This is a genomic window from Rubellimicrobium mesophilum DSM 19309 (assembly GCF_000600335.2).
Taxonomy (GTDB): domain Bacteria; phylum Pseudomonadota; class Alphaproteobacteria; order Rhodobacterales; family Rhodobacteraceae; genus Rubellimicrobium; species Rubellimicrobium mesophilum.
On record NZ_KK088556.1, the window covers coordinates 74,896 to 95,486 of the forward strand.

19 protein-coding genes and 1 tRNA gene are annotated in these 20,591 nt (G+C 71.4%); 7 read left to right on the forward strand and 13 right to left on the reverse strand.

The genetic code is table 11. The features are described 5' to 3' along the window. The first annotated feature begins 50 nt into the window (after window positions 1-50). Window positions 51-1,505, forward strand: a complete 1,455-nt coding sequence (locus RUMESO_RS05250) for a cobyric acid synthase (protein WP_037278631.1) — start codon at window positions 51-53, stop codon at window positions 1,503-1,505. Window positions 1,506-1,508: 3 nt separating this feature from the next. Here RUMESO_RS05250 and RUMESO_RS05255 read toward each other — a convergent pair whose 3' ends face one another. From RUMESO_RS05255 to RUMESO_RS05265, 3 genes are all read right to left on the reverse strand, one after another. Then, window positions 1,509-2,396: a hypothetical protein gene (locus RUMESO_RS05255; RefSeq protein WP_051521043.1), complete on the reverse strand. Its 888-nt coding sequence runs from the start codon at window positions 2,394-2,396 to the stop codon at window positions 1,509-1,511. Between the two features lie 109 nt (window positions 2,397-2,505). Then, entirely contained in the window at window positions 2,506-3,891 is a 1,386-nt protein-coding gene (locus RUMESO_RS05260; RefSeq protein WP_037278633.1) for a TolC family outer membrane protein, read from the reverse strand. Between the two features lie 41 nt (window positions 3,892-3,932). Further along, on the reverse strand, window positions 3,933-4,586 hold the full coding sequence (locus tag RUMESO_RS05265; protein WP_037278635.1) for a protein-L-isoaspartate O-methyltransferase family protein: 654 nt from the start codon (window positions 4,584-4,586) through the stop codon (window positions 3,933-3,935). 146 nt (window positions 4,587-4,732) lie between these two features. Between RUMESO_RS05265 and RUMESO_RS05270 the strand changes: the two genes are divergently transcribed. The 6 genes from RUMESO_RS05270 to RUMESO_RS05295 all read left to right on the forward strand — a co-directional run bounded on the left by RUMESO_RS05270 (window position 4,733) and on the right by RUMESO_RS05295 (window position 10,274). Next, window positions 4,733-4,806: transfer RNA gene (locus RUMESO_RS05270), tRNA-Cys, on the forward strand. A 484-nt stretch (window positions 4,807-5,290) separates the two neighbouring features. Then, on the forward strand, window positions 5,291-6,916 hold the full coding sequence (locus RUMESO_RS05275; protein WP_051521044.1) for a winged helix-turn-helix domain-containing tetratricopeptide repeat protein: 1,626 nt from the start codon (window positions 5,291-5,293) through the stop codon (window positions 6,914-6,916). 61 nt (window positions 6,917-6,977) lie between these two features. Beyond that, entirely contained in the window at window positions 6,978-7,727 is a 750-nt protein-coding gene (locus tag RUMESO_RS05280) for a DUF1194 domain-containing protein (protein WP_051521045.1), read from the forward strand. Beyond that, on the forward strand, window positions 7,717-8,118 hold the full coding sequence (locus RUMESO_RS05285) for a hypothetical protein (protein WP_156362694.1): 402 nt from the start codon (window positions 7,717-7,719) through the stop codon (window positions 8,116-8,118). Before RUMESO_RS05280 ends, RUMESO_RS05285 begins: the two co-directional genes overlap by 11 nt. Window positions 8,119-8,278: 160 nt before the next feature. Then, on the forward strand, window positions 8,279-9,439 hold the full coding sequence (locus tag RUMESO_RS05290; protein WP_037278639.1) for a sulfite oxidase: 1,161 nt from the start codon (window positions 8,279-8,281) through the stop codon (window positions 9,437-9,439). Window positions 9,440-9,449: 10 nt separating this feature from the next. Continuing rightward, window positions 9,450-10,274, forward strand: coding sequence for a c-type cytochrome (locus RUMESO_RS05295; protein WP_037278641.1), 825 nt, complete (start codon window positions 9,450-9,452; stop codon window positions 10,272-10,274). A gap of 158 nt (window positions 10,275-10,432) precedes the next feature. Here the strand turns inward: RUMESO_RS05295 and RUMESO_RS05300 are convergent, their stop codons facing one another. From RUMESO_RS05300 to RUMESO_RS05345, 10 genes are all read right to left on the reverse strand, one after another. Then, a complete protein-coding gene (locus tag RUMESO_RS05300; RefSeq protein WP_051521046.1) occupies window positions 10,433-10,924 on the reverse strand; it encodes a VOC family protein in 492 nt (163 codons plus the stop codon). A gap of 755 nt (window positions 10,925-11,679) precedes the next feature. Continuing rightward, a complete protein-coding gene (locus tag RUMESO_RS05305) occupies window positions 11,680-11,985 on the reverse strand; it encodes an antibiotic biosynthesis monooxygenase family protein (protein ID WP_037278644.1) in 306 nt (101 codons plus the stop codon). Continuing rightward, entirely contained in the window at window positions 11,982-12,398 is a 417-nt protein-coding gene (locus tag RUMESO_RS05310) for a cupin domain-containing protein (protein ID WP_037278646.1), read from the reverse strand. The genes RUMESO_RS05305 and RUMESO_RS05310 overlap by 4 nt, the downstream gene beginning before the upstream one ends. A gap of 11 nt (window positions 12,399-12,409) precedes the next feature. After that, window positions 12,410-13,807 (reverse strand): NAD-dependent succinate-semialdehyde dehydrogenase, encoded by a 1,398-nt coding sequence (locus RUMESO_RS05315; protein ID WP_037278648.1) that lies wholly within the window; start codon window positions 13,805-13,807, stop codon window positions 12,410-12,412. A 1-nt stretch (window position 13,808) separates the two neighbouring features. Continuing rightward, window positions 13,809-14,654: a hydroxypyruvate isomerase family protein gene (locus RUMESO_RS05320; RefSeq protein WP_037278651.1), complete on the reverse strand. Its 846-nt coding sequence runs from the start codon at window positions 14,652-14,654 to the stop codon at window positions 13,809-13,811. Further along, on the reverse strand, window positions 14,651-15,733 hold the full coding sequence (locus RUMESO_RS05325; RefSeq protein WP_037278654.1) for an Ldh family oxidoreductase: 1,083 nt from the start codon (window positions 15,731-15,733) through the stop codon (window positions 14,651-14,653). Before RUMESO_RS05325 ends, RUMESO_RS05320 begins: the two co-directional genes overlap by 4 nt. Next, complete coding sequence (locus RUMESO_RS05330; RefSeq protein ID WP_037278656.1) at window positions 15,730-17,259, reverse strand: tripartite tricarboxylate transporter permease; 1,530 nt, start codon at window positions 17,257-17,259, stop codon at window positions 15,730-15,732. The genes RUMESO_RS05325 and RUMESO_RS05330 overlap by 4 nt, the downstream gene beginning before the upstream one ends. A gap of 21 nt (window positions 17,260-17,280) precedes the next feature. Next, complete coding sequence (locus RUMESO_RS05335; protein WP_037278660.1) at window positions 17,281-17,769, reverse strand: tripartite tricarboxylate transporter TctB family protein; 489 nt, start codon at window positions 17,767-17,769, stop codon at window positions 17,281-17,283. A 58-nt stretch (window positions 17,770-17,827) separates the two neighbouring features. After that, a complete protein-coding gene (locus tag RUMESO_RS05340) occupies window positions 17,828-18,796 on the reverse strand; it encodes a Bug family tripartite tricarboxylate transporter substrate binding protein (protein ID WP_037278662.1) in 969 nt (322 codons plus the stop codon). Between the two features lie 779 nt (window positions 18,797-19,575). Beyond that, window positions 19,576-20,577: a hypothetical protein gene (locus RUMESO_RS05345; RefSeq protein WP_037278665.1), complete on the reverse strand. Its 1,002-nt coding sequence runs from the start codon at window positions 20,575-20,577 to the stop codon at window positions 19,576-19,578. Between the last annotated feature and the right edge of the window lie 14 nt (window positions 20,578-20,591).

Here is a 20,591-nt window from a genome sequence, read left to right on the forward strand (position 1 = left end):
GACGCGGTCCTTCGGGACCGCGTTTTTTGTTGCGCTGCGCAGGGGGGACGATGGCCAGGGCGATCATGATCCAGGGGGCGGGCTCGAACGTGGGCAAGTCGCTCCTGGTGGCGGGGCTCGCTCGGGCCTTTCGGGCGCGGGGGCTGAGCGTCGCGCCATTCAAGCCGCAGAACATGAGCAACAACGCCGCCGTTACCGCCGATGGGGGCGAGATCGGGCGGGCGCAGGCGCTGCAGGCGCGGGCAGCGGGGCTGGAGCCGCTGGTGGACATGAACCCGGTGCTGCTCAAGCCCGAGACGGAGACGGGCGCGCAGGTGGTGGTGCAGGGGCGGCGCGTAGCGAGCGTGAAGGCGCGGGACTATGCGGCGCTGAAGCCCTCGCTAATGGCGCCGGTGCTGGAGAGCTTCCGCCGGCTCGGCCAGGGGCGGGACCTCGTGATCGTGGAGGGCGCGGGGAGCCCCGCCGAGGTGAACCTGCGCGCGAACGACATCGCCAACATGGGCTTCGCGCAGGCGGCGGGCGTGCCGGTGGTGATCGTGGGCGACATCGACCGGGGTGGCGTGATCGCGCAGCTCGTGGGCACGCAGGCGGTGCTGGACGAGGGCGACCGGGCGCTGGTGCGCGGGTTCGCGGTGAACAAGTTCCGAGGGGACCCTGCCCTCTTCGCGGACGGGTTCCGGATGATCGCGGAGCGAACGGGCTGGACCGGGCTGGGCGTGGTGCCGTGGTTCGACGAGGCGTGGCGGCTGCCGGCGGAGGACGTTCTGGACCTTGGGGGGCGGCGCAGGGAGGGGACGGTGAAGGTCGTGGTGCCGCAGCTCCGGCGGATCGCCAACTTCGACGACCTCGATCCGCTATCGGCGACGCCGGGGGTGAGCGTCGAGATCGTGCCGCCGGGGCGGGCGCTGCCGGGGGACGCGGACCTTGTGCTCCTGCCGGGGTCGAAGAGCACCATTTCCGACCTCGCGCACCTGCGGGAGCAGGGCTGGGACGTGGATATCCTCGCGCATCGGCGGCGGGGCGGGCGGGTGCTGGGGCTCTGCGGCGGGTTCCAGATGCTGGGGCGGCGGATCGAGGACCCGGACGGGGTCGAGGGATCGCCGGGGGGCGTGGACGGGCTTGGACTCCTCGATGTCACGACCGTGATGGGGCGCGAGAAGCGGCTGGCGCGCGTGGAGGGGGTACATCCGGCGTCAGGAGCGCGGGTGGCGGGCTATGAGATCCACATGGGGCGGACGGAGGGATTGGACCTTCAGCGAGCCTGGCTGAGCCTGGAGGGGCGGCCCGAGGGGGCGGCCTCGGGGGATGGGCGGGTGCAGGGGACCTACCTCCACGGGCTCTTCGCGGCGGATGCGTTCCGGGCCGCGTGGCTGGCGGAGCTGGGGGTTGCGGGCGCGGGCTTCGACTGGGAGGGGCAGGTCGAGGCGACCCTGGACGCGCTGGCCGCCCATGTGGAGCGGCACCTCGATCTGGATGCGCTTCTGGCGCTCTCGGCCGAGGTCTGAAGGTCAGAGGTCGCGCAAGGCCAGGGCCTGCATCACCTCACGGCGCACGAGCTTGCGGAGGTTGCGGGTGAGCGTCTCACCGAGCTCGCCCCGAAGCTCCTCGCGCACCGCCTCGGCCACCAGGGCGCGGAGCGTGGCCTCGTCAGGCCATGGAGCGGGCGGGCTTGCGTGACCCGAGTCGGGGGCCTGGGATGGGAGCCCGGCGTCGGGGGTGGGCTCCTGCCCGGGGGCGGCGAGGTCGCTGGGCGGGCCCATCTCTCCGGAGGCAGCCCCGGGGCCGGGATCGCCGTCCTGCTCAACCGCGACAGGTGCGTCCGCCAGGGTCGAGGCCGTCGCGTCGGACCGGGCGGGGTCCGAGGTGGAGATCTCCTGGAGAGGGGCAGACCTTGGGTCCTCGGTCGGGAGAGGTTCGTGGGACGGGGTCGCTCCGCCTGGGGGCTGCTCCGGCATCTGGGCCAGCACCACCTCCTCCGCGCCCGGGTCGCTCGCGAGGTCGGCTAGGTCGGGGTCCTCGGCCGGGATCGCGTCGTCCGCCGCAAACGCGCGGACGCGCTCCTCCTCGGCGCCGGGACCGTCAGGCAGGCCGGATTCCGTCTGCTCGAAGGGCGCGGGCGGCGGGGCGTCAGCGACGGGGAGCGCGTTCAGGAGGACCAGGGGGGCCGAAGCGGCGGGCTGCAGATCCCCGATGGCTCCCCCGTCGGACGGCGCCGCGATGGAGGCGGCCTGGGCCCCGGCAGGGGGCAGCGGCTCGGATGGCGCCATCACCCGCTGGGCGGGGGTGAGCACGAGCCTGCCGAAGGGGGTCGGCCCTTCGGCCCCGCCCTCCTCGATGAGACGGCGGATGGCGGCCAGGACGTTCTCGACCTCGGTGTCGTTGCTGCTCTGGGCCATGCATTCCCCCCGGTTCGCCACTGGGGCGAGTCGTAGCCCGAGCCCGCCAGCCCCCGCAACGACGGCCCGCCGCCCACGCGCGCGCCCGCGCGACTGCGGCGGCGGCGCCTCACTCCCTCCCGATGGCGTCGAGCACGCGGTCGAGGGCGCGGCCCTGCTCGGACGTGGCCGTGGGCGCGTCGTCCACGAGGTTGTAGTAGGCCGTGGGGTCGTAGACCTGCACGTTCAGCCCGAGGTTCTGCACGTTCAGGAGGCCCAGGGCGGCCAGGACCTGATAGCTCGCCGTGACCTCGTCCACGCCGGCCGAGACGAGGTTGGCGCGGGCGTCGAGCAGGTCCTGCTCGGCGTTGAGGACGTCGAGCGTGGTGCGGGCGCCGAGCTGGGCCTCCTCGCGGACGCCCCCGAAGGCGACCTGCGCGGCGCGGACCTGCTCCTCGAAGGCCTGGCGGCTGGCGCTGGCGGTCTGGAGGGTGGCGTAGGCATCGGCCACGTCCTGCTCGACGTTGCGGGCGGTCTCGAGCAGGGAGGCCCGCTGGGCGTCGCGCTGGGCCTGGGCCTGGCGCACCGTGGAGGCGAGCGCCCCGCCCTGGTAGATCGGGCCCGTCGCCTGGAGCCCGATCGTGGCGTTCCGCTCGATGTCGCGGTTGACCGAGAGCTGGCCCTGGAGCGCGACAGTGGGCCTCATCGTGGACTCGGCGCGACGGACGGTGATCTCGGCCGCGGCGACCTGGTGCTGGGCCTGCAGCAGGCTGGGTTGGGTCCGGAGCGCGATGGCCCGGGCCTCGTCCACGGAGGCGGGAATCCGGGCGGGCCGGACCGGCTGGAGATTCTCGGGCAGCGAGCCCACGGCGGCGCGGAACTCCTCCCGAGCGCTGAGAAGGTCACCCTGCACGGCCACGAGCTGGCTTCGCGCGGAGGCGAGTTCGGCCTCGGCCAGGGCGACGTCGGTGCGTGTGGTCTCGCCGACATCGAAGCGGTCCTGGGCGGCTCGAAGCTCCTCGGTGATGACGCGGACGTTGTTCTGGCGCAGGTCCACGAAGGCCTGGGACCGCTGCACGTCGAGATAGGCCAGGATGATTCGGCCGAGGACCTGCCGCTCCACGTCGAGGAGCGCCTGGCGGGTGGCGAGCACCAGCTCCTTCTGCGCCTCGAGGGCGAGGCGCCGCGAGCCGCCGTCGTAGATTGTGTAGCTGGCGTTCAGGGCCAGCGTGGCGGTCACGTCGGTGACGGTCCGTTCGGTCGAGGGGCCGAGGAGGCTCTGGACGTCGCTCACCGAGTAGGTGGCCTGGAGGTTGGCGGCGTAGGACAGGATCGGCCGGAGCGCGGCGACGGCCTGGGCCACGTCCTCGTCGGCGGCCCGCAGGAGGGCGCGGTTCTGCTCGATGAGGCCGGAGGATTCGTAGCCTTGGGCCAGCGCGTCGGCCAGGGACTCGGCCCGGGCCGCCGTGGTGCAGAGGAGGAACGCGGTCAGGGTCCCCCGGATCAACTGGCGCATGGAACGACTTCCCTTCCTGGTGATCCTTGTGCCGCGGGCCGTCAGAAAACGAAGGCCGTCGCGCGCGCGAAGCCGGGCAGCACGGGCGCGCCGGCGTTGAAGGCGTAGCGCCAGTTGACCGTGCCGCCTTCCTTGCGGCCGATCCGGGCGATGCCGAGGTTGTCCTCGGCGAAGATCGCGCCGATTCGCCCATCCTCGCGGAGCTGGGCGAGGATCGCGTCGGGCACGACCTCGACCGCGCCCTCGATCAGGATCACGTCGAAGGGCGCGTGGCCGGAAGCACCCTCCACGAGGGGGCCCTGGTGGACGCGGGTCCGGGCGGAGCCCCCGGCGGCGAGGGCCGCGGCGGCGGCCTGGGCCAGCGCGGGCTCCTCCTCGAGGGCGACGACCTCGGCGCCCAGGCGGTCGAACACGGCGGCGCCGTAGCCCAGCCCGGTGGCGAGGTCGAGCACCCGCTCGCCCGGCTTCACGTCGAAGCCCTCGAGCAGCTTGGCGAGGGTGCGCGGATCGAGGATCACGCGGCCGGGGGCGAGGTAGAGGTTCTCGCCCAAGTAGGCGGCCTCGCGGCGGGATTCGGGCACGAAGGATTCGCGCGGGACGTGCAGCATGGCCTCGATGATGGGAAAGCTGGTCACGTCCGAGGGGCGGACCTGGGTGTCCACCATCATCGTGCGGCGGGTGGCGAAGTCTGGCAAGGGCGGGACGCTCCGGTGTCTCGGCTCGGGGTCTTGATGGCACAGGGTCGGGTCGGGGGCAATCGGCCCCGCGCGGGGTGTGCTCTCGCGGACGCTTGCGCGTGGCCTTCGCGTCATGTATCCGGCGGTCGTTCCTCGGGACCCCTGGCGAGTTGGCGGAGAGGTTACGCAGCGGATTGCAAATCCGTGTAGACCGGTTCGATTCCGGTACTCGCCTCCACTCCTTATCCTCAGAAAGTTCGGCCGACCTGCCCCCGGCCCCAGGGGGTTTTGCCCGGTTCGCCGGGCCGGCCGTGAACCGGGAGATCGGTCCGACGACAGCCGCACGTCATCGTGGGGTGGAGCATTCGGGTCGTCGTTCGACGGAGCGGCTCGGCTTGGTCACACGCTCCCGGGTGGACTCGGGCACGACATGCCCGGACGCCGAGGTCCGGCTTCCCGCGTTCCTGCATTTCGGCGGGACGCCGAAGCGGGCCGGACGCCATCGGACATGCAGGTGAGTCGCGCACGGGCCAACCGGCTGGGATGCCCGGTGCGTATCGTCTGCGTGGAGTTCCAGGTCCACGCTCGTCCATGGGCTGCCCCGATCCCAATGGCGGGGGCGGCGATCGGAAGGCGGCTGCCGGTCCACACACCGGATCCCTGCCGCTATCCTGAAGGCCGGAAATTGGGCACAATGGTCCGGTGGAGATGGGAGCGCAGGGATGGACCGCTCCGCCGTGGCGCGCTTCGGGCCGTTCACCTTCGACCGGACCCGGATGGTTCTGGAACGGGAAGGACAGCCGGTCCCGATCGGTGGTCGGGGGGCCGCGCTCCTGGTGGCGCTCGTGGACGCGCAGGGGCACGTCGTCACCCGGTCCGAGCTCCTCGATGCGGTCTGGCCCGACCAGGTCGTGGAGGAGCACAACCTCACCGTCCAGATCGCCAACCTGCGCCAGGCGATGGGGGCCCTGCCCAACGGCGAGGATCCGGTCCGGACCGTCTCGCGGGTGGGGTACCGGCTGGTGCTGGACGGCCTCTCTGCGCGCCGCGGCACGATCCTGGCGCTCCGGCCCACGGTGGCGGTGCTCCCCTTCGTCAACCTCAGCGGTGACCCCGAGCTCGGGTTCTTCGCCGATGGCGTGACCGAGGACGTCATCGCCGCGCTGTCGCGGTTCCGGACCTTCGCGGTCGTCGCGCGGGGCGCTTCCTTCGCCTACAAGGGCCGGGCCGGGCCGGCGCCCGAGGTCGCGCAGGCCCTGGGTGTGCGCCATGTCCTCGAGGGCAGCGTCCGCCGCGAGGGACGCCGGCTGCGTGTGGGCGCGCGGCTGACGGACACCGAGGGCCACGTGCGATGGGCCGACTGCTTCGAGGAGGAGCTGGATGGCGTCTTCGAGATGCAGGACCGGATCACGGCCGCCGTGGTGGGCCTCGTGGAGCCGCAGATCACCCGCGCCGAGCTGGAGCGCTCGGGCCGCAAGCACCCGGAGAGCATGGACGCCTACGACCACTTCCTGCTGGGCCTGGCCCTCTCGAAGCGCCTGAGCACGAATGCCGCGCTCTATGACCGCATGGTCGGGCACCTCGACCGCGCCGTGGCGCTCGACCCTTCGTTTCCGCAGGCCTTCGTCCAGGCGAGCTGGGCCCATCAGCTTCGCCGGATGTTCGGCGACGCCACTCCAGCGGGGACGGACGACTTCGCCCTTGCCGAGGACCTCCGTATCCGCGCCCTGGAGTCGGGCCCGGATGACGCGATGGTGCTGGCCTGGTCCGGTCTCGGCGCCCACAACTTCCAGGACGACGGCGAGGGGGCCCTGGCCCTCATCGAGCGGGCGGTCGAGCTCAATCCCCTCAGCTACGACGTTCTGCACATGGCGGCCACCGTCCTTCGGCAGCGGGGCCGTCCCGCGGACTCCATCCGGCTCCTCGAGGGCTGCCTGCGCCTGAGCCCCGACGCGCCCCAGAACGCCATGATCGTGGAAAGCATCGGGCTCTGCCACCTCTACGAGGGCCGCTACGCGGAGGCGGTGGACTGGATCCGGCGTGCCCAGGCCGCAGGGGCCTCGTATGACCACCTCCTCATCAACCTGACCATGGCGGAGGCCCTGTCGGGGGCGAACGGACGAGGCCCAGGCGACGCTGGAGCGGCTGCTGCGGGTCCGGCCGGGCGCCACCATCCAAGGGCTCATGGAGCGGTTGCCGCCCGGGGCGCGCCGCGGTGGCGATGGGCGCCACTGGCTCGAGGGGCTCCGTCGAGCCGGGATGCCGGAGGGCTGAGCCCAGGAGCGGCTTTGACCGTCTTGACCTTTTTTGAGGTGACCCCACAGGCCAGGCTGTCGGCCTCCTTGTAGCTTTCCGGCCACCGAGGGCGGATGTCCGCTCCTCGGACCTTCCTGCAGGCAGGGGGCCGTCATGCTGACAAGGATTTTCACCGCAGCGGGGCTGCTCGCTCTCGCGGGACCTGTCGCCGCCCAGGACTGCCGGCTCGCCCTGGTGCTGGCGCTCGATGCCTCCGGCTCGGTGAGCGCGGCCGAGAGCCGGCTCCAGCACGAGGGCTTGGCCGCGGCCCTTCTCGCTCCGGATGTCAGGCGGGCCTTCCTCGCGGGCGGGCCTGTCGCCCTCTACGTCTTCGAATGGGCCGACGCCTCCTCCCAGGCGGCCCTCCTCCCCGGATGGAAGATGATCGAGAGCGAGGAGGACCTTCGTGCCGTCGCCGCCACCCTTGAGCGGGCTTGGCCCACGAGCCTCCGAGCGACCGGCGCCGTCGCGGACGGCACCGCGGTCGGCGCCGCGCTGCTCCATGCGGCCGCGGCGCTCGAGGCCGGCCCGGACTGTCCCGGGCGAACGGTGGATGTCGCGGGCGATGGCGTGAGCGACCAGGGCCTCGAGCCCAGCGACGTGATCGGGAGCCTGTATGACGGCATCACCGTGAACGCCCTGGTCGTCGAGGAGTCCTACGACGACCCGATGCTCGACCGGCGCCTCGGTGGCGACACCGGGATCGCGGCCTGGTTCAGCCACGTCGTCCTGCATGGGCCAGGGGCCTTCTGCATCGTTGCCGACGGCTTCGAGGACTACGAGCGGGCCATGACGGCCAAGCTCCGGCGCGAGTTGGAGACGCCGCTGGCGAGCAGCGATGCGGGGGGCGTCGATGCGGGGTGAGATCCAGGCCCTGGGCCCCTTCGCCGTGGTCGCGATCGGCCTGACCCTTCTGCCCGGAATCTCCGCGGGGCAGAGCCGCTACGAGTGGGGCCTGCCCGACGATCATGACGGCGACAGGCCTTGTTCGGTCGTGCTGGTCCCTTGCTCGAATGAGCCATGCCTTGCGAGGATCGAGGTTCACAACGGGCTGGTCCTGGCCCTGAGACACGTCTCCGCGTCGCTCCGCATCGGCTCGCTCGCCGTGTGGATGGACTACGACTCGGGCCTCGACGAGGAGATCGACACCATCTCCGTGAGGCTACCGGCCGGCTATTATGCCGTCCCCGCCCACCTTGGCCTGCCGGAGGACTCCGACGGCACCATCCGCATCTTCCAGGTTCCGCTGTCCTGAGAGGGCCCGTGAGAAGCCAGCCGGGGGATGCCGTTCGCCACGCGGTGAATGCCGGCGATGACCGCTCGGGCCGGACGTCCGACGTCCGGGTCGCCGAGGAGGTCCACGTGCGGCCCTCGACCTTGAACGTCCGCTCGATCCTTCGACGAGGAGTCCCGCCATGCTTGATCTCACCCGCCGCGATCTCATCCTGAAGGGCAGCGCCGCCTTCGCGGCCCACGCCATCGTCGGTGCCTCCCGCGCCGGCGCCTTTCCCTCCCGACCGGGGGAGACGGTGCTCCCCTGGCTCGACCAGCCGGACGAGAACCCGGTGCCGGGGATCATCCACAACCAGCTCGTCTGGGAGGACCTCGATTCCTGGATCACGCCCAATGACGAGTTCTTCTTCATCACCAACATCGACGGCGCGCGTCCCGAGGTCGACGCCGCGAGCTGGAAGCTCGAGTTCGACGGGCTGGTCGACAGGCCGCTCTCGCTGTCCCTGGACGACCTCAAGGCCCGACCCCGCCAGGAGGTGACCTGCACGATCGAGTGCTCGGGCAACTCGGGCCTGCCGTTCCTCACCGGCGCCATCGGCAACGCCACCTGGGCCGGCACGCCCCTCGCGCCGCTGCTGCAGGAGGCGGGGGTCCAGCCCGAGGCCATCGAGGTGGCGTTCTGGGGCACGGATGCCACCGACGTGGAGGCGCGCGACACGAAGATGCACGAGAACTACGCGCGCTCCATGACCCTGGCCGACGCGCGGAGGCCCGAGATGCTCCTGGCCTACGAGATGAACGGGGAGGCTCTGCCCATCGATCACGGGTTCCCCCTGCGGCTCGTGGCGCCCGGCTGGTACGGCTCGGTGAACGTGAAGTGGCTCAGGCGCATCGAGGTGATGGATCACCGGCTCGAGACCCAGTTCATGGCCCGCGACTTCGTGACCGTGCGCGAGGTGGAGCGGGATGGCGAGACGTTCTGGACCGAGACCTCGGTGCGCCACATGCGCCTGAAGTCCGCGCCCGCCCGCGTCACCAGGGCCGAGGACGGCACCCGCATCACCGGGGCCGCCTGGGGCGCCCCCATCGCCAAGGTGGAGGTGCGGATCGACGACGGACCATGGCAGGAGGCCAGGCTCGACCCCGGCGAGCGGGCCCCCTTCGCCTGGGCCATCTGGAGCCATGACTGGCCCGACCCCAGCCCCGGCGAGCACACGATCACCTCACGCGCCACCGACACGGCGGGGAACCTCCAGCCCGCCATGGACGACCCCCTGATCGCGAAGAAGCACACCTTCTACGAGAGCAACGGCCAGATCACCCGGCGGGTGCGGATCGGATAGGAGCGGGACCATGCGTCTGACGTTGGGGATGGCTCTCCTGGCGCTTGCGGCGGGCGGGGTTCGGGCCGAGCCGTCGCTCGAACGGGGAACCTACCTCGTGGAGGGTCCCATGGCCTGCGGGAACTGCCACACGCCATTCGGGGAGGCGGGCCTGGACATGACCAGGGCTCTGGCCGGCCGGGTGGTCGAGCAGAACGACCGGTTCACCGCCATCGCGCCGAACATCACGCCCGGCGGCCGGGTGGCCGACTGGTCGGACGAGGAACTCGCTCGCGCCATCCGCGAGGGGATCCGCCCGGGCGACGCCATCATCGGCCCGCCCATGCCGATGGAGCTCTACCACGACCTGTCCGACGACGACGTGATGAGCGTGGTGCTGTATCTTCGTCGGGTCCCAGCCGTCGAGAACGACCCGGGCCAGAGCGTCTACGCCATGCCGCGACCCGCGGCCTACGGCCCGCCCGTCGCTTCGAATCCCGGCGTGCCGCAGGGCGCGACCGTCGAGTACGGCGCATACATCGCCGGCCCCCTGGCGCACTGCCTGGCTTGCCACACCCCCCTGGGTCCTGATGGACCGCTCTACGACACCAAGCTCGGCGCGGGGGGCGTGCTGTTCGAGATGCCCGACGGCAGCGTGGTGCGCTCGGTCAACATCACTCCCACGAGGATCGGCGACACCAGCGACGAGGAGCTCGATCGGATGATCCGCACGGGCGTGAAGCCCGACGGCCATCACCTTGCGCCGGTGATGCCGTTCTGGGGCTATGCCGGCATGACGGAGGACGACATGGCGGCGCTGATCCTCTACCTGCGAGCGCTGCCGCCACGGTTCTGAGAGCATCCGGCTCGGCTGATCCGGCTGGGGCCAACCGGAGCGCAGCCGAGGAGGGCGAGGGTCTCGTGCGTGTCGGCGCGTCGCCGGAGATCATGGTCGGTCTCGCCATGCCGAGGCCCGGCGCCATGGCACGCCGGCAGGCATGATGGAGGACTTCCCTAACCGTCCTCTCGCCTGGACGGCGGATCGGCATTCCTCTCGTAATCTTGCGCTCGGCCGAGTTCCTGGGCGAGGCCGATGAGCAGCCCTTCCGGCCCGCGGATGTAGCAGAGCCGATAGGTGTCCTGATACTGGACGACCTCCCCCACGAGCTGGGCGCCGCGCGGGCGGAGCCGCTCCAGCGTCGCGTCGAGGTCGTCCACGGCGAACATGACGCGGAGGTAGCCCAGGGCGTTGACCGGGGCCGCGCGGTGATCTGCGACGACGGGCGGCGCCAGGAAGCGGGACAGCTCGAGCCGGCCGTGGCCGTCCGGCGTGCGCATCATGGCGATCTCGACGCGCTGTTCGCCCAATCCGGTGACGCGACCGGCCCATTCGCCTTCGATGGTGGCCCGTCCCTCCAGCTCCAGGCCGAGCTCGCGAAAGAAGTCGACCGCCGCTCCGAGGTCCTCGACGACGATGCCGACGTTGTCCATCCGTTTGAGCGCCATGGGTCCCATCCACAGGAGTCGTTCAAGTCGGCATGCTATGGGAAAACGTCGGACGGCAGAAGACGAGTGCAACGGGCTGATCGCCCGTGGGCCATTGGCGCATGGGTTCAGGACCCTCCCGCGGGCGGTCTCCGCAGGTCCGGCGGACAGGCTGTCCACCCGTTCTCCGGCCGAGTAGGTGGACCGAGGGGTGGATCAGCACCGCCCCCAAGCGGCTGAATGACAGCGAGGCAGGGATGCCTGCATCCCTCTGGTGCCGGGCCTGGGCACGCCAGGGCCGCCAAGCCGTCTTGAAGTGAGGTCCAGTCTCATCCCGTGAGAGGCGGGGTGAAACGTAGTGCGCAGCCGGGGCCGCCGCATCGACCACTCGGGGCTGCTTGCACTGTCTGGTGGTCGGATCCCCGTGTTTGCGGTTGCCAGGCCGAGGAGGACCGAGCATGGGCACCTACACGGAAGCTGGCCTCGACGACGTCGTTGAAGCCGCCGGCAGGTCGAACGGGGTCGTTGCGGACCCTCCAGGCACCACGCCGGGAGCAGGCGAAGACTCGGTCGTAGGGAATGGCGGCAATGACAACTTGGAGGGCGGCGATGTCGATGACTTTCCATCTGACGGCGCTGGCGCCGATCGACCGAGGTGTGGTGGGGGCAAGGGCATCCTCCTCGGCGGCAGGGGCGAGGACAGGCTGACCCGCGGGCCGGCCCGAGCGCCATCGCGACGGTGAGGAGGCGCCGGGTCCAGCGACCCTCCATCGGCCTCAGCCCGCGCCGGAGGACAGCACCTCCTCGGAGTGGGTCACGACGGGCGGCGCGGCGAAGTGGGGCGACACCAGCGCCCGCCACTGGGTGAAGGCCTCCGAGCCGCGGAAGCCGACGGTGTGGTCCTCGAGGCTCGCCCAGTCCACGAGGAGCCGGTAGAGGCCGGGCACCTCCACCACCCGGTGCAGCCGCACGCCCCGGCAGCCCGGCGAGGCCAGGAACAAGGGCACCGCCTCGCGCACGGCCGCCTCGAAGGCGGCCTCGTGGCCCGGGGCGATGGTCAGCTCGGCGGTCTCGAGGATCATGCCTTGCGTCCGTGCTCGGCGTCGATGGTGCGCGTCTCGCCCGTGGCGGCCATGGTGCGGGTCGCGTCGATCGACGCGTAGGTCCAGAAGATGCGCATCGGCGCGCTCTGGGAGGCATTGATGAAGCGGTGCGGGACGTTCGCCGGGATCCAGGTGGTGTCCCCGGCCCGCAGCCGATGCCCCACCCCGTCGATCTCGGCGATGGCCTCGCCCTCGATGACCATCACCGACTCCTCGCAGTTGTGCCAATGGACGCCGATGGCCGCGCCGGGGTTGAAGGCCGTGATGCCGTTGATGAGGCTCGTGGAGCCGCAGGCGCGGGTGACGAGGGGCGTGGTCCTCGCTCCGCCGCCTCGGTCGTTGGTGGGCCGCTCGGAGGGGCGCAGGATGGCGGCTTGCTTCGCGTCGGACATGGATTCGTTCCTCAGTCGGCGGCCTTGACCGGCGCGGGCGCCTTCGCGGGCCCGATCCAGACGGTCTTGATGTTGGTGAACTCCTTGATGCCGTAGCTCCCCAGCTCGCGCCCGTAGCCCGACTTCTTGATGCCCCCGAAGGGCAGGCGCGCGTCCGAGGCCACCATGCCGTTGATGAACACCGCGCCCGCGTCGATCCGGCGGGCGAGATCGCGGGCGCGGGCGAGGTCGGTGGTCCAGAGCGCGGCGCCCAGGCCGAACTCGGTCTGGTTCGCCAACTCGATGGCCTCGTCGGCGTCGCGGACGCGGATGATGGCGGCCACGGGACCGAAGGTCTCCTCGCAGAAGGCGACGTGATCGGGACGCACATGGTCAAGGATGGTGGCGGGGTAGTAGAAGCCGGGCCCATCCACCGGCTTTCCGCCAATCACGACCTCGGCGCCTGCCGCGACCGAGCGCTGGACCTGGGCGTGGAGGTCGTCGCGCAGGTTGGCGCGGGCCATCGGCCCGATGTTGGTGTCGCGCTCGGTGGGATCACCCATCCTGAGCTTGGCGACATTGGCCTTGAACGCCTCTGCGAAGCGGTCGGCCACAGCCTCCTCCACGATGAAGCGCTTGGCGTTGACGCAGCTCTGGCCCACGTTGATGTAGCGCGCCTTCACGGCCACCTCCGCCGCCGCCGCCACGTCGGCGTCGGCCAGCACGATGAACGGGTCCGAGCCGCCAAGCTCCAGGACCTGCTTCTTCAGCGCGCGGCCGGCTTGCGCCGCGACGATGCTGCCGACTTGGGTCGAGCCCGTGAGCGTCACAGCGGCGATGCGGTCATCGGCGATGATCCCGGCGACCTCGGAGGCGTCCAAGAGGAGCGTGCGCACCAGCCCCTCGGGGCAGCCCGCCTCGCGCATGACCTCCTCGATGGCGAGCGCGCATTGCGGCACGTTGTTGGCGTGCTTGAGGATGGCGCCGTTCCCGGCCGCGAGCGCCGGGGCGGCGAAGCGGAAGAACTGCCAGAACGGGTAGTTCCACGGCATGATGGCCAGCACCACGCCCAGGGGGTCGAAGACTACCGCGCTCTCAGTGGCGTTGGATTCCACGACCTCGTCCGCGAGGAAGCGCGGCGCGGCCTCGGCGTAGAAGTCGCAGGTCCCCGCGCACTTCTCGATCTCGGCCTCGGCCTCGACGATGGGCTTGCCCATCTCGGCGGTGATCAGGGCGGCGTAGCGGGCCTTGCCCGCGCGCAGGACACCCGCCATGCGAGTCAGGAGCCCAACCCGCTCTGCGATGGGCACCCCGCGCCAGGCCCGTTGCGCCGCGACGGCAGCGTCCAGAGCCGCATTGACCTGCTCGGAGGAGTGCGCCTGAAAGCGGGCGAGTTCCGCGCCAGTGGCGGGGTTCACGGAGACGATCATGTCAGTAGTCCTGAAGCTGAGTGGGATGGGCAGCCCGGGCCTCATGGCCCAGCCGCTCGCGCCAGGGGACGATCCAGCCAAGGCCGGCGAGGGTTGTGGAGGCGGGGATGTACTCAAACCCGATCGCGCCGGCGTAGCCGACACGCTCCAGGGCGACGAAGATCGGGGCGAAGCTGATGGCGCCGGTGCCTGGCTCGTGGCGGCCCGGGTGGTCGGCGATGTGGATGTGGCCCAGCCGGTCCGCATGGGCGTGGATCAGGGCCACCGCATCCTCGCCGTTCGCGGCGGCGTGGAAGGTGTCGAGGAGCACCAAGACCTCCCCGGCCCCATATTCCCCCGCGAGCGCAAAGGCCTGCCCGAGCCGGTGCAGGTGGTAGCCCGGCACCGCCGTCCGGCCGATGGCCTCGATCAGGATCGACACCGGCCGCCCTCGGGCGCGCTCCACGGCGGCATCGAGGTTGCGCCGGTAGGTGTCGTTCGCCTGGTCGGAGTCCATGGCGGCAGGCACGACCCCGGCCATGGGATGCACGAAGGGGCAGCCGACCGCCTCGGCGTAGGCGAGGGAACGGTCCAGGCTGTCGAGGAACTCGCGGTCCCGCCCCGGCAGGGCGGCGATGCCCTTCTCGCCCCGAGTCGCGTCCCCCGTGCCAGCGCAAAGCTGGCTGAAGGAGAGGCCAAGATCGTCGAGTCTCTGCCGCATCTCTGCCGCCGGGACGGCGAAGGGCTGCGGATGCTCCACGGCGTCGAAGCCGGCCGCCCGCGCGGCGCCGAGCCGCTCCGCCAAGGGCAGCTCGGTGAAGAGATAGCCGATGTGGGCCGACAGACGGGCCGCGGCTTCGCTTCTCATGTCGCGACGCCCAGAGGTTCGGTGCTGCCCTGCGGGAATACCACGCCGATCCGTTCGGCCTCAGTCGTGAGGTCGATCACGACGTTGTCCGTCACCGGTATGCCAGTACGCCGACGTTCGGCCTCACGGCGCGCTTCGGGCTCGCCGGGCATCATGATCTCGTCCACGCCTGCCGCGCGGGGGAGCGCCTTGATGCGCTCGTGGAAGGTGTCCATCCGGGCTTCGAAGTCGGTCAACGAGAGGAACAGGTCCGGCCGGATCGCGAAGAACAGGTGGCCCACGTTCTGCGGCTCAGAATGGTCGAAGTAGAGGCTCTTCACGTCGCCCCCGAAGTTCGCCCCGGTCAGGACGCCCGAGAGAAGGTCCATGAGGGTCCCGAGGACCGAGCCCTTCACGCCTCCGAAGGGCAGGCAGACCCCCTCGAAGGCCTTGGCGGCGTCGGTGGTCGGGTTGCCGTCGACATCGAGGGCCAGACCCGGCTCGATGGGCTCGCCCCGCATGGCGGCCAAGCGGATCTTGCCGCGCGCGATCACCGTCATGGCCATGTCCATGACGTAGGGCGGGTGCCTCCCGCCCGGGACGCCGGCCGCGATGGGGCTCGCCCCCAGGAAGGTCGTGCGGCCGCCCCACATCGGGATCGCCGGCGAGGAGTTGGTGAAGATCAGGGAGATGTAGCCGGCCTCGATCGCCTGGAGCGCGTAGAGCGCACCCATGCCGAAATGCGTCGATCGGTGGACGCCCACGAGCCCGATCCCGGACTTGGTCGCGAGGCGGCAGGCCTCGTCCATCGCCGTGTGCGACGGCACGAACCCCATGGCGTTGTCGGCGTCCACCGACGCGACCGCGCCCGCGACCTCGGTGACCTTGATGTCGGGCCGGGGGTTCACGAGGCCGGCGCGCAGCCGTTCCAGGTACATCGGTATGCGCGAAACCCCGTGCGAGTCGATGCCCCGGAGGTTGGCCTTGACGAGATCGGCGCCGATGGTCACGGCATGGTCCGAGGACATGCCGGTGCTGGCGAAGACGTCCGCGGCGAAGGTCGCGAGCGCCTCGGGTGCGAAGTACTGGACTGAGCTCATTTCGTCCTCATGGCGGAGGTGGCGAGGGCTTCGGCCTTGGCCCGGCGCCGCGCCCGTTGTCGCATGATCGGGGGGAGGGCGACGAGGAGGGTGGCGAGGAGGAGGAGGGCGAGCGAGATCGGGTGGGTGAGGAAGACGGTGGCGTCGCCCTGGCTGATGGCGAGGGCGCGGCGGAACTGCTGCTCGGCGAGGGGGCCGAGGATGAGGCCGACGATGGCGGGGGCGACGGGGACGTCGAGGGCGCGCATGCCGAAGCCCGCGAGCCCGATGATCCAGAGCGCCCAGACGTCGACGAGGTTGTTGTTGAGGGTGTAGGCGCCCATGGTGGCGAAGACCAGGATGCCGGCGTAGAGCCAGGGGCGCGGGATGGCGAGGAGCCGGACCCAGACGCCGGCGAGCGGCAGGTTGAGGACCAGCAGCATGGCGTTGCCGATGTAGAGGCTGGCGATCAGGCCCCACACGAGCTCGGGCTGGCTGTCGAAGAGCGCGGGCCCGGGCTGGATGCCGTACTGCTGGAAGGCGGCGAGCATGATGGCGGCGGTGGCCGAGGTGGGCAGGCCGAGCGCCAGGAGCGGCGCCAGCACGCCGGCGGCGGAGGCGTTGTTGGCGGCCTCGGGCCCGGCCACCGCCTCGATGGCGCCCTGGCCGAACTCCTCGGGGTGCTTCGCCAGGCGCTTCTCGGCGAGGTAGCTCAGGAAGGTGGGGATCTCCGAGCCCCCGGCGGGCAGCACGCCGATGGGGAAGCCGATCAGCGTGCCGCGCAGCCAGGGCTTCCAGGAGCGGGCCCAGTCCTCGCGGCTCATCCACATCGAGCCCTGGAGGGCGGACAGCTCCTCGGGCTCGAAGCGCCGCCGCGCCGCCGTCCAGAGCGTCTCGCCCACGGCGAAGAGGCCCACCGCCACGATCACCACGTCCACCCCGTCGAGGAGCTCGCGCACGCCCAGGGTGAAGCGCATCTGCCCGGTCTGCAGGTCGATGCCCACGAGGCCCAGCGCCAGCCCCAGCATCAGGCTGAAGAGGCCGCGGGTGATCGAGGTGCCCAGGAGCGCCGTCACCGTGGTCAGCGCCAGCACCATGAGCGCGAAGTACTCGGCCGGCCCGAAGAGCAGCGCGAGCTTGACCATCAGCGGCGCGGCGAAGGTCAGCCCCAGGGTGCCGATGGTGCCGGCCACGAAGGAGCCCAGGGCGGCGGTGGCCAGCGCCTGCGCCCCCCTGCCCCGCCGCGCCATGGCGTTGCCGTCGATGGCGGTGACGATGGAGGCGGTCTCGCCCGGGGTGTTGAGCAGGATCGAGGCGGTGGAGCCGCCGTACATCGCCCCGTAGTAGATGCCGGCGAACATGATGAAGGCCGAGGTCGGGTCCGAGCCGTAGGTCACGGGCAGCAGGAGCGCGATGGTCAGCGCCGGCCCGATCCCCGGCAGCACGCCGATGGCGGTGCCCAGCGTCACGCCCAGGAGCGACCAGAACAGGTTCAGGGGCGTGAGCGCCACCGCGAAGCCGTGGAGAAGGGCGGCCAAGGTGTCCATGGGGAGGGGCTCCGGAGGGCGTCAGGCCAGAAGGCCCAGGGCGGCGAGGAGGGGCTCGATCCAGCGGCCCACCGGCAGGCTCAGGCCGAGGCCGGTGTCGAAGACGAGGAACACGAGCGCGGCGAGGCCGAGGCCGATCAGCCCGTTGAGCAGCCAGGCCCGCCCGCCGAAGCCGCGGGCCACCGCCAGGAAGAGCAGCGCGGCCGAGACGATCCAGCCCAGCCGCTCGAGGAGCAGGAGGAAGCCGAGCAGGCTCCCCGCCACGACCAGCGCCGCCGGCCAGTCCACCGGCGGGAGGACCACCGCCGGCGCGGAACGGGACCAGGCCTCGTAGAGGAGCCGCGCCCCCACGCCCAGGAGCCCCAGCGCGATCAGGGTCGGGAACACCCCCGGCCCCACCACCGTGCGCGCCGCCACCGCCGGCGCCGTCCAGGTGCCCCAGGCGATGGTGGCCGCGAGCCCCACGGCGATGAGGCCCAGGACCGCCTCGCCCACCCGAAATCCCGTCATCTCCGCCTCCTCCCGCCGGGGCCGCGGGGGAGCGCCCGCCCGGCGCTCCCCCCAGGGCTCAGAGCACGCCCGCGTCCTTGAGCGCCTGCTCGACGCGCGTGTTCTCCTCCTCGAGGAAGGCCCGGAACTCGTCCCCGGCGAGGTAGGTGTCGGTCCAGCCGCGCTCGGCGAGGATGGTCCTCCAGGTGTCCGACTTCACCATCGCGTCGATGGCGGCCGCGAGCGCCGCCCTGTCCTCGTCCGACATCTTGGGATGCGCCGCGATGCCGCGCCAGTTCACCACCGCGAGGTCCACGCCCGCCTCCTGGAAGGTCGGCACGTCCACGCCCGCGATGCGCTCGGGGCCCGACACCCCCAGGGCGCGCAGCTCGCCCGACTCGATCTGCGGCGCGAACTCCTCGTAGCCCGAGATGCCCACCGTGGTCTGCCCGCCCAGGATCGAGGCCAGCACCTCGCCGCCGCCGGCATGCACCACGTAGTTGATCTGCGTGGGGTCCACCCCCACCGCCTTGGCGAAGAGCCCGGCGATCACGTGGTCGATGCCGCCGATCGAGCCCCCCGCCCAGCTCACCGCCCCCGGGTCGGCCTTCAGCGCCTCCGCCAGGCCCTGGAGGTCCTGGATCGCCGAGCCGGCCGGCACCACGATCACGTCGTTCTCCCCCATCAGCCGCGCGACGGGCTCCACGTCGGCCAGCGTCACCGGCGACTGCGTGGTCAGGATGCCCCCCACCAGCGCGAAGCCCAGCACCATGGCCGCCGGCCCGCGCGGGTTCGCCGTCACGAACTGCGCCAGCCCCACCGTGCCCCCGCCCCCCGCCACGTCCTCCACCTCGATGTCCGAGGCCAGACCCTCGTCCGTCAAGGCCTGCTGGATCGCCCGGGCGAGCTGGTCGTAGCCCGACCCCGCGCTCGACGGCGCCAGGATCGACAGCGACCCCAGCCCCGCCCCCTCCTGCGCCACCCCCGGACCCGCCAGCAGCGTGCCCGCCGCCACAACCGCAACCATCCTGCGCGTCAACCTGAGCATGGGTCTCCTCCCCTTTGAGGGCCTCGTCGGCCAATGTGCAGCAGAGGCCCTCCTGAGGGCGCCCGCCGAGCTGATTCCAACCGCCCGGGCACAACGCGGCGAGCGCCCGGTGGATCGCCGTCGCCCAGAAGCTGGAGCCGCGCGACGAACCCGTCTCCCCGCGACAGCCCGAGCCTGGACAACTTGAGGAAAGCTAGGCCCATTCTGGCGTTGGCCAAGCCGGTCGCGGGGCCCTCAACAGTCGACCAGAACTCTCGCCACCACTCGGTGCAAGACTATCCCACCCTGAACGTGGGATTGACCCCGTTTTCGCCGTCCTTGCGTAGCACCTGGCGCTCCGTCGCCTTCCCATCGGCTTCGATGTCCCCGTCCGCTCCGGCTCGGCCCATCAAGCCGCGGCGCTGGACGCGAAGGAACGGAGGGCGGGCCTGCTGCAACACGTGCCCTCGTGACCACGCCAGGAGCCCGCCGGCCCCGCCGAGCCTGCGACTCCATCAACCCAGCCGAAGTATGGAAGCCGACGGCCGCATCCAGACGTCTGTCGCGGCCACCAACGTATCGTCTCATGATCCAGCGGAAGTCGCCAATGACGCTCGGTCGGCCCTAGACAAACTCAAGCCATCAAGGTGGATCCCCTTCAAGCCCCGCCCGTGACAGAGGACATCAGGGGCCGCCGACGGGATCGGCTCCAAGACCCGGCCGTTCCAGTCCGGGCCCGCAGTCAGGCGAACAGGATGTCGTCCTCCGGCCAGTTGCTGGCTGGCTGCGGCTCTGCTTGCTCAGGCCCCGGGGAAGAGCCGGTCATGGACCAGCCGCTCCGCCTGCATGGAATAGAGCCTACGAGCCCTGGCCAGGAAACTCGTCGTCCCGCCGTCCTTCAGGTCCATTTCGTCCAGCGAGTCGTCCAAGTCCTCCGCCACGCCGGCGAGGCTTGCCGCCATCTCGGCGAAGCATTCGATCTCCTTCCGGGCGTCCTCGACCAGCTCCACCAACTCGCCAGCTCCGCGGACCCGTTCGAGCTCTCCAAGGTGCTGCCGAACCCGGTCCGACAGCGACATCACCTCCGACGTGGCGCTCCCGGCGCCCTGGAGCGCCGCGGCCAAGTCCTCGTCCGCACCGGCATGGAGATCGCCGGCGGCCGCGACGACGCCCTCGAGGTCCCGTCTCAGCCGCGACATGACGTCGATGATGCTCCGGGCGATCTGGCGCTGCTGTTGCGCCACCTCCTCCATCGCCCGGCCCTCGGGCCCCAGGCGGGAGGCAAGGAGGATGGCGTTGAGGCCCAGCACCGTCATGCGACGCTCGAACTCGGCGGCGCTGCCGGCATCCTGTCCGGCGTCGGCCAGCGTCTCGGCCAGACTCCGGGACGAATCCGTCAGTCGATGGGTGGTCTCCGCCAGTCGGCCGATGACCGCCTCGATCCGCCCCGAGGCCGAGACGAGGCCCCCCAGTCCTTCTCGCCCATCGCTCCGCGGCGAACCGATCGCGCCGGCCCGGGGAATGTCTGCGGCTGTGCGGGCCAGCGCGGCGAGATGCTTGACGGCGCCGCGGGACGACCGGTCCAGGTCGCCGAGGGCCGCCCGAATCTGGGCCGCCGCAAGGATGCGGAGCGCCCGCGCCGCATCGGGGGAGCCCACGTCCTCCGCCATCGCGAGGATGGACTCCACATGCTCGAGTCGCTGGCGGAAGGCGTCACCGACCTGCAGGTGCAGGATCACTTGTCCGACCCGTCCTTCGAGCGCCTCGAAGCGCTTCGAGACCAGCCGCGCCGAACGGGCCACCCTCCCGTCGCGCG

Excerpts from the sequence above, each read along its gene's own strand:
- RUMESO_RS05320 (WP_037278651.1), bottom strand. The coding sequence starts at position 14,654 with ATGAGAAGCGAAGCCGCGGCCCGTCTGTCGGCCCACATCGGCTATCTC.
- RUMESO_RS05285 (WP_156362694.1), top strand. The coding sequence starts at position 7,717 with ATGCGGGGTGAGATCCAGGCCCTGGGCCCCTTCGCCGTGGTCGCGATC.
- RUMESO_RS05290 (WP_037278639.1), top strand. The coding sequence starts at position 8,279 with ATGCTTGATCTCACCCGCCGCGATCTCATCCTGAAGGGCAGCGCCGCC.
- RUMESO_RS05310 (WP_037278646.1), bottom strand. The coding sequence starts at position 12,398 with ATGTCCGACGCGAAGCAAGCCGCCATCCTGCGCCCCTCCGAGCGGCCC.
- RUMESO_RS05275 (WP_051521044.1), top strand. The coding sequence starts at position 5,291 with ATGGACCGCTCCGCCGTGGCGCGCTTCGGGCCGTTCACCTTCGACCGG.
- RUMESO_RS05335 (WP_037278660.1), bottom strand. The coding sequence starts at position 17,769 with ATGACGGGATTTCGGGTGGGCGAGGCGGTCCTGGGCCTCATCGCCGTG.
- RUMESO_RS05325 (WP_037278654.1), bottom strand. The coding sequence starts at position 15,733 with ATGAGCTCAGTCCAGTACTTCGCACCCGAGGCGCTCGCGACCTTCGCC.
- RUMESO_RS05300 (WP_051521046.1), bottom strand. The coding sequence starts at position 10,924 with ATGGCGCTCAAACGGATGGACAACGTCGGCATCGTCGTCGAGGACCTC.
- RUMESO_RS05330 (WP_037278656.1), bottom strand. The coding sequence starts at position 17,259 with ATGGACACCTTGGCCGCCCTTCTCCACGGCTTCGCGGTGGCGCTCACG.
- RUMESO_RS05280 (WP_051521045.1), top strand. The coding sequence starts at position 6,978 with ATGCTGACAAGGATTTTCACCGCAGCGGGGCTGCTCGCTCTCGCGGGA.
- RUMESO_RS05315 (WP_037278648.1), bottom strand. The coding sequence starts at position 13,807 with ATGATCGTCTCCGTGAACCCCGCCACTGGCGCGGAACTCGCCCGCTTT.
- RUMESO_RS05340 (WP_037278662.1), bottom strand. The coding sequence starts at position 18,796 with ATGCTCAGGTTGACGCGCAGGATGGTTGCGGTTGTGGCGGCGGGCACG.
- RUMESO_RS05305 (WP_037278644.1), bottom strand. The coding sequence starts at position 11,985 with ATGATCCTCGAGACCGCCGAGCTGACCATCGCCCCGGGCCACGAGGCC.
- RUMESO_RS05255 (WP_051521043.1), bottom strand. The coding sequence starts at position 2,396 with ATGGCCCAGAGCAGCAACGACACCGAGGTCGAGAACGTCCTGGCCGCC.
- RUMESO_RS05260 (WP_037278633.1), bottom strand. The coding sequence starts at position 3,891 with ATGCGCCAGTTGATCCGGGGGACCCTGACCGCGTTCCTCCTCTGCACC.
- RUMESO_RS05250 (WP_037278631.1), top strand. The coding sequence starts at position 51 with ATGGCCAGGGCGATCATGATCCAGGGGGCGGGCTCGAACGTGGGCAAG.
- RUMESO_RS05295 (WP_037278641.1), top strand. The coding sequence starts at position 9,450 with ATGCGTCTGACGTTGGGGATGGCTCTCCTGGCGCTTGCGGCGGGCGGG.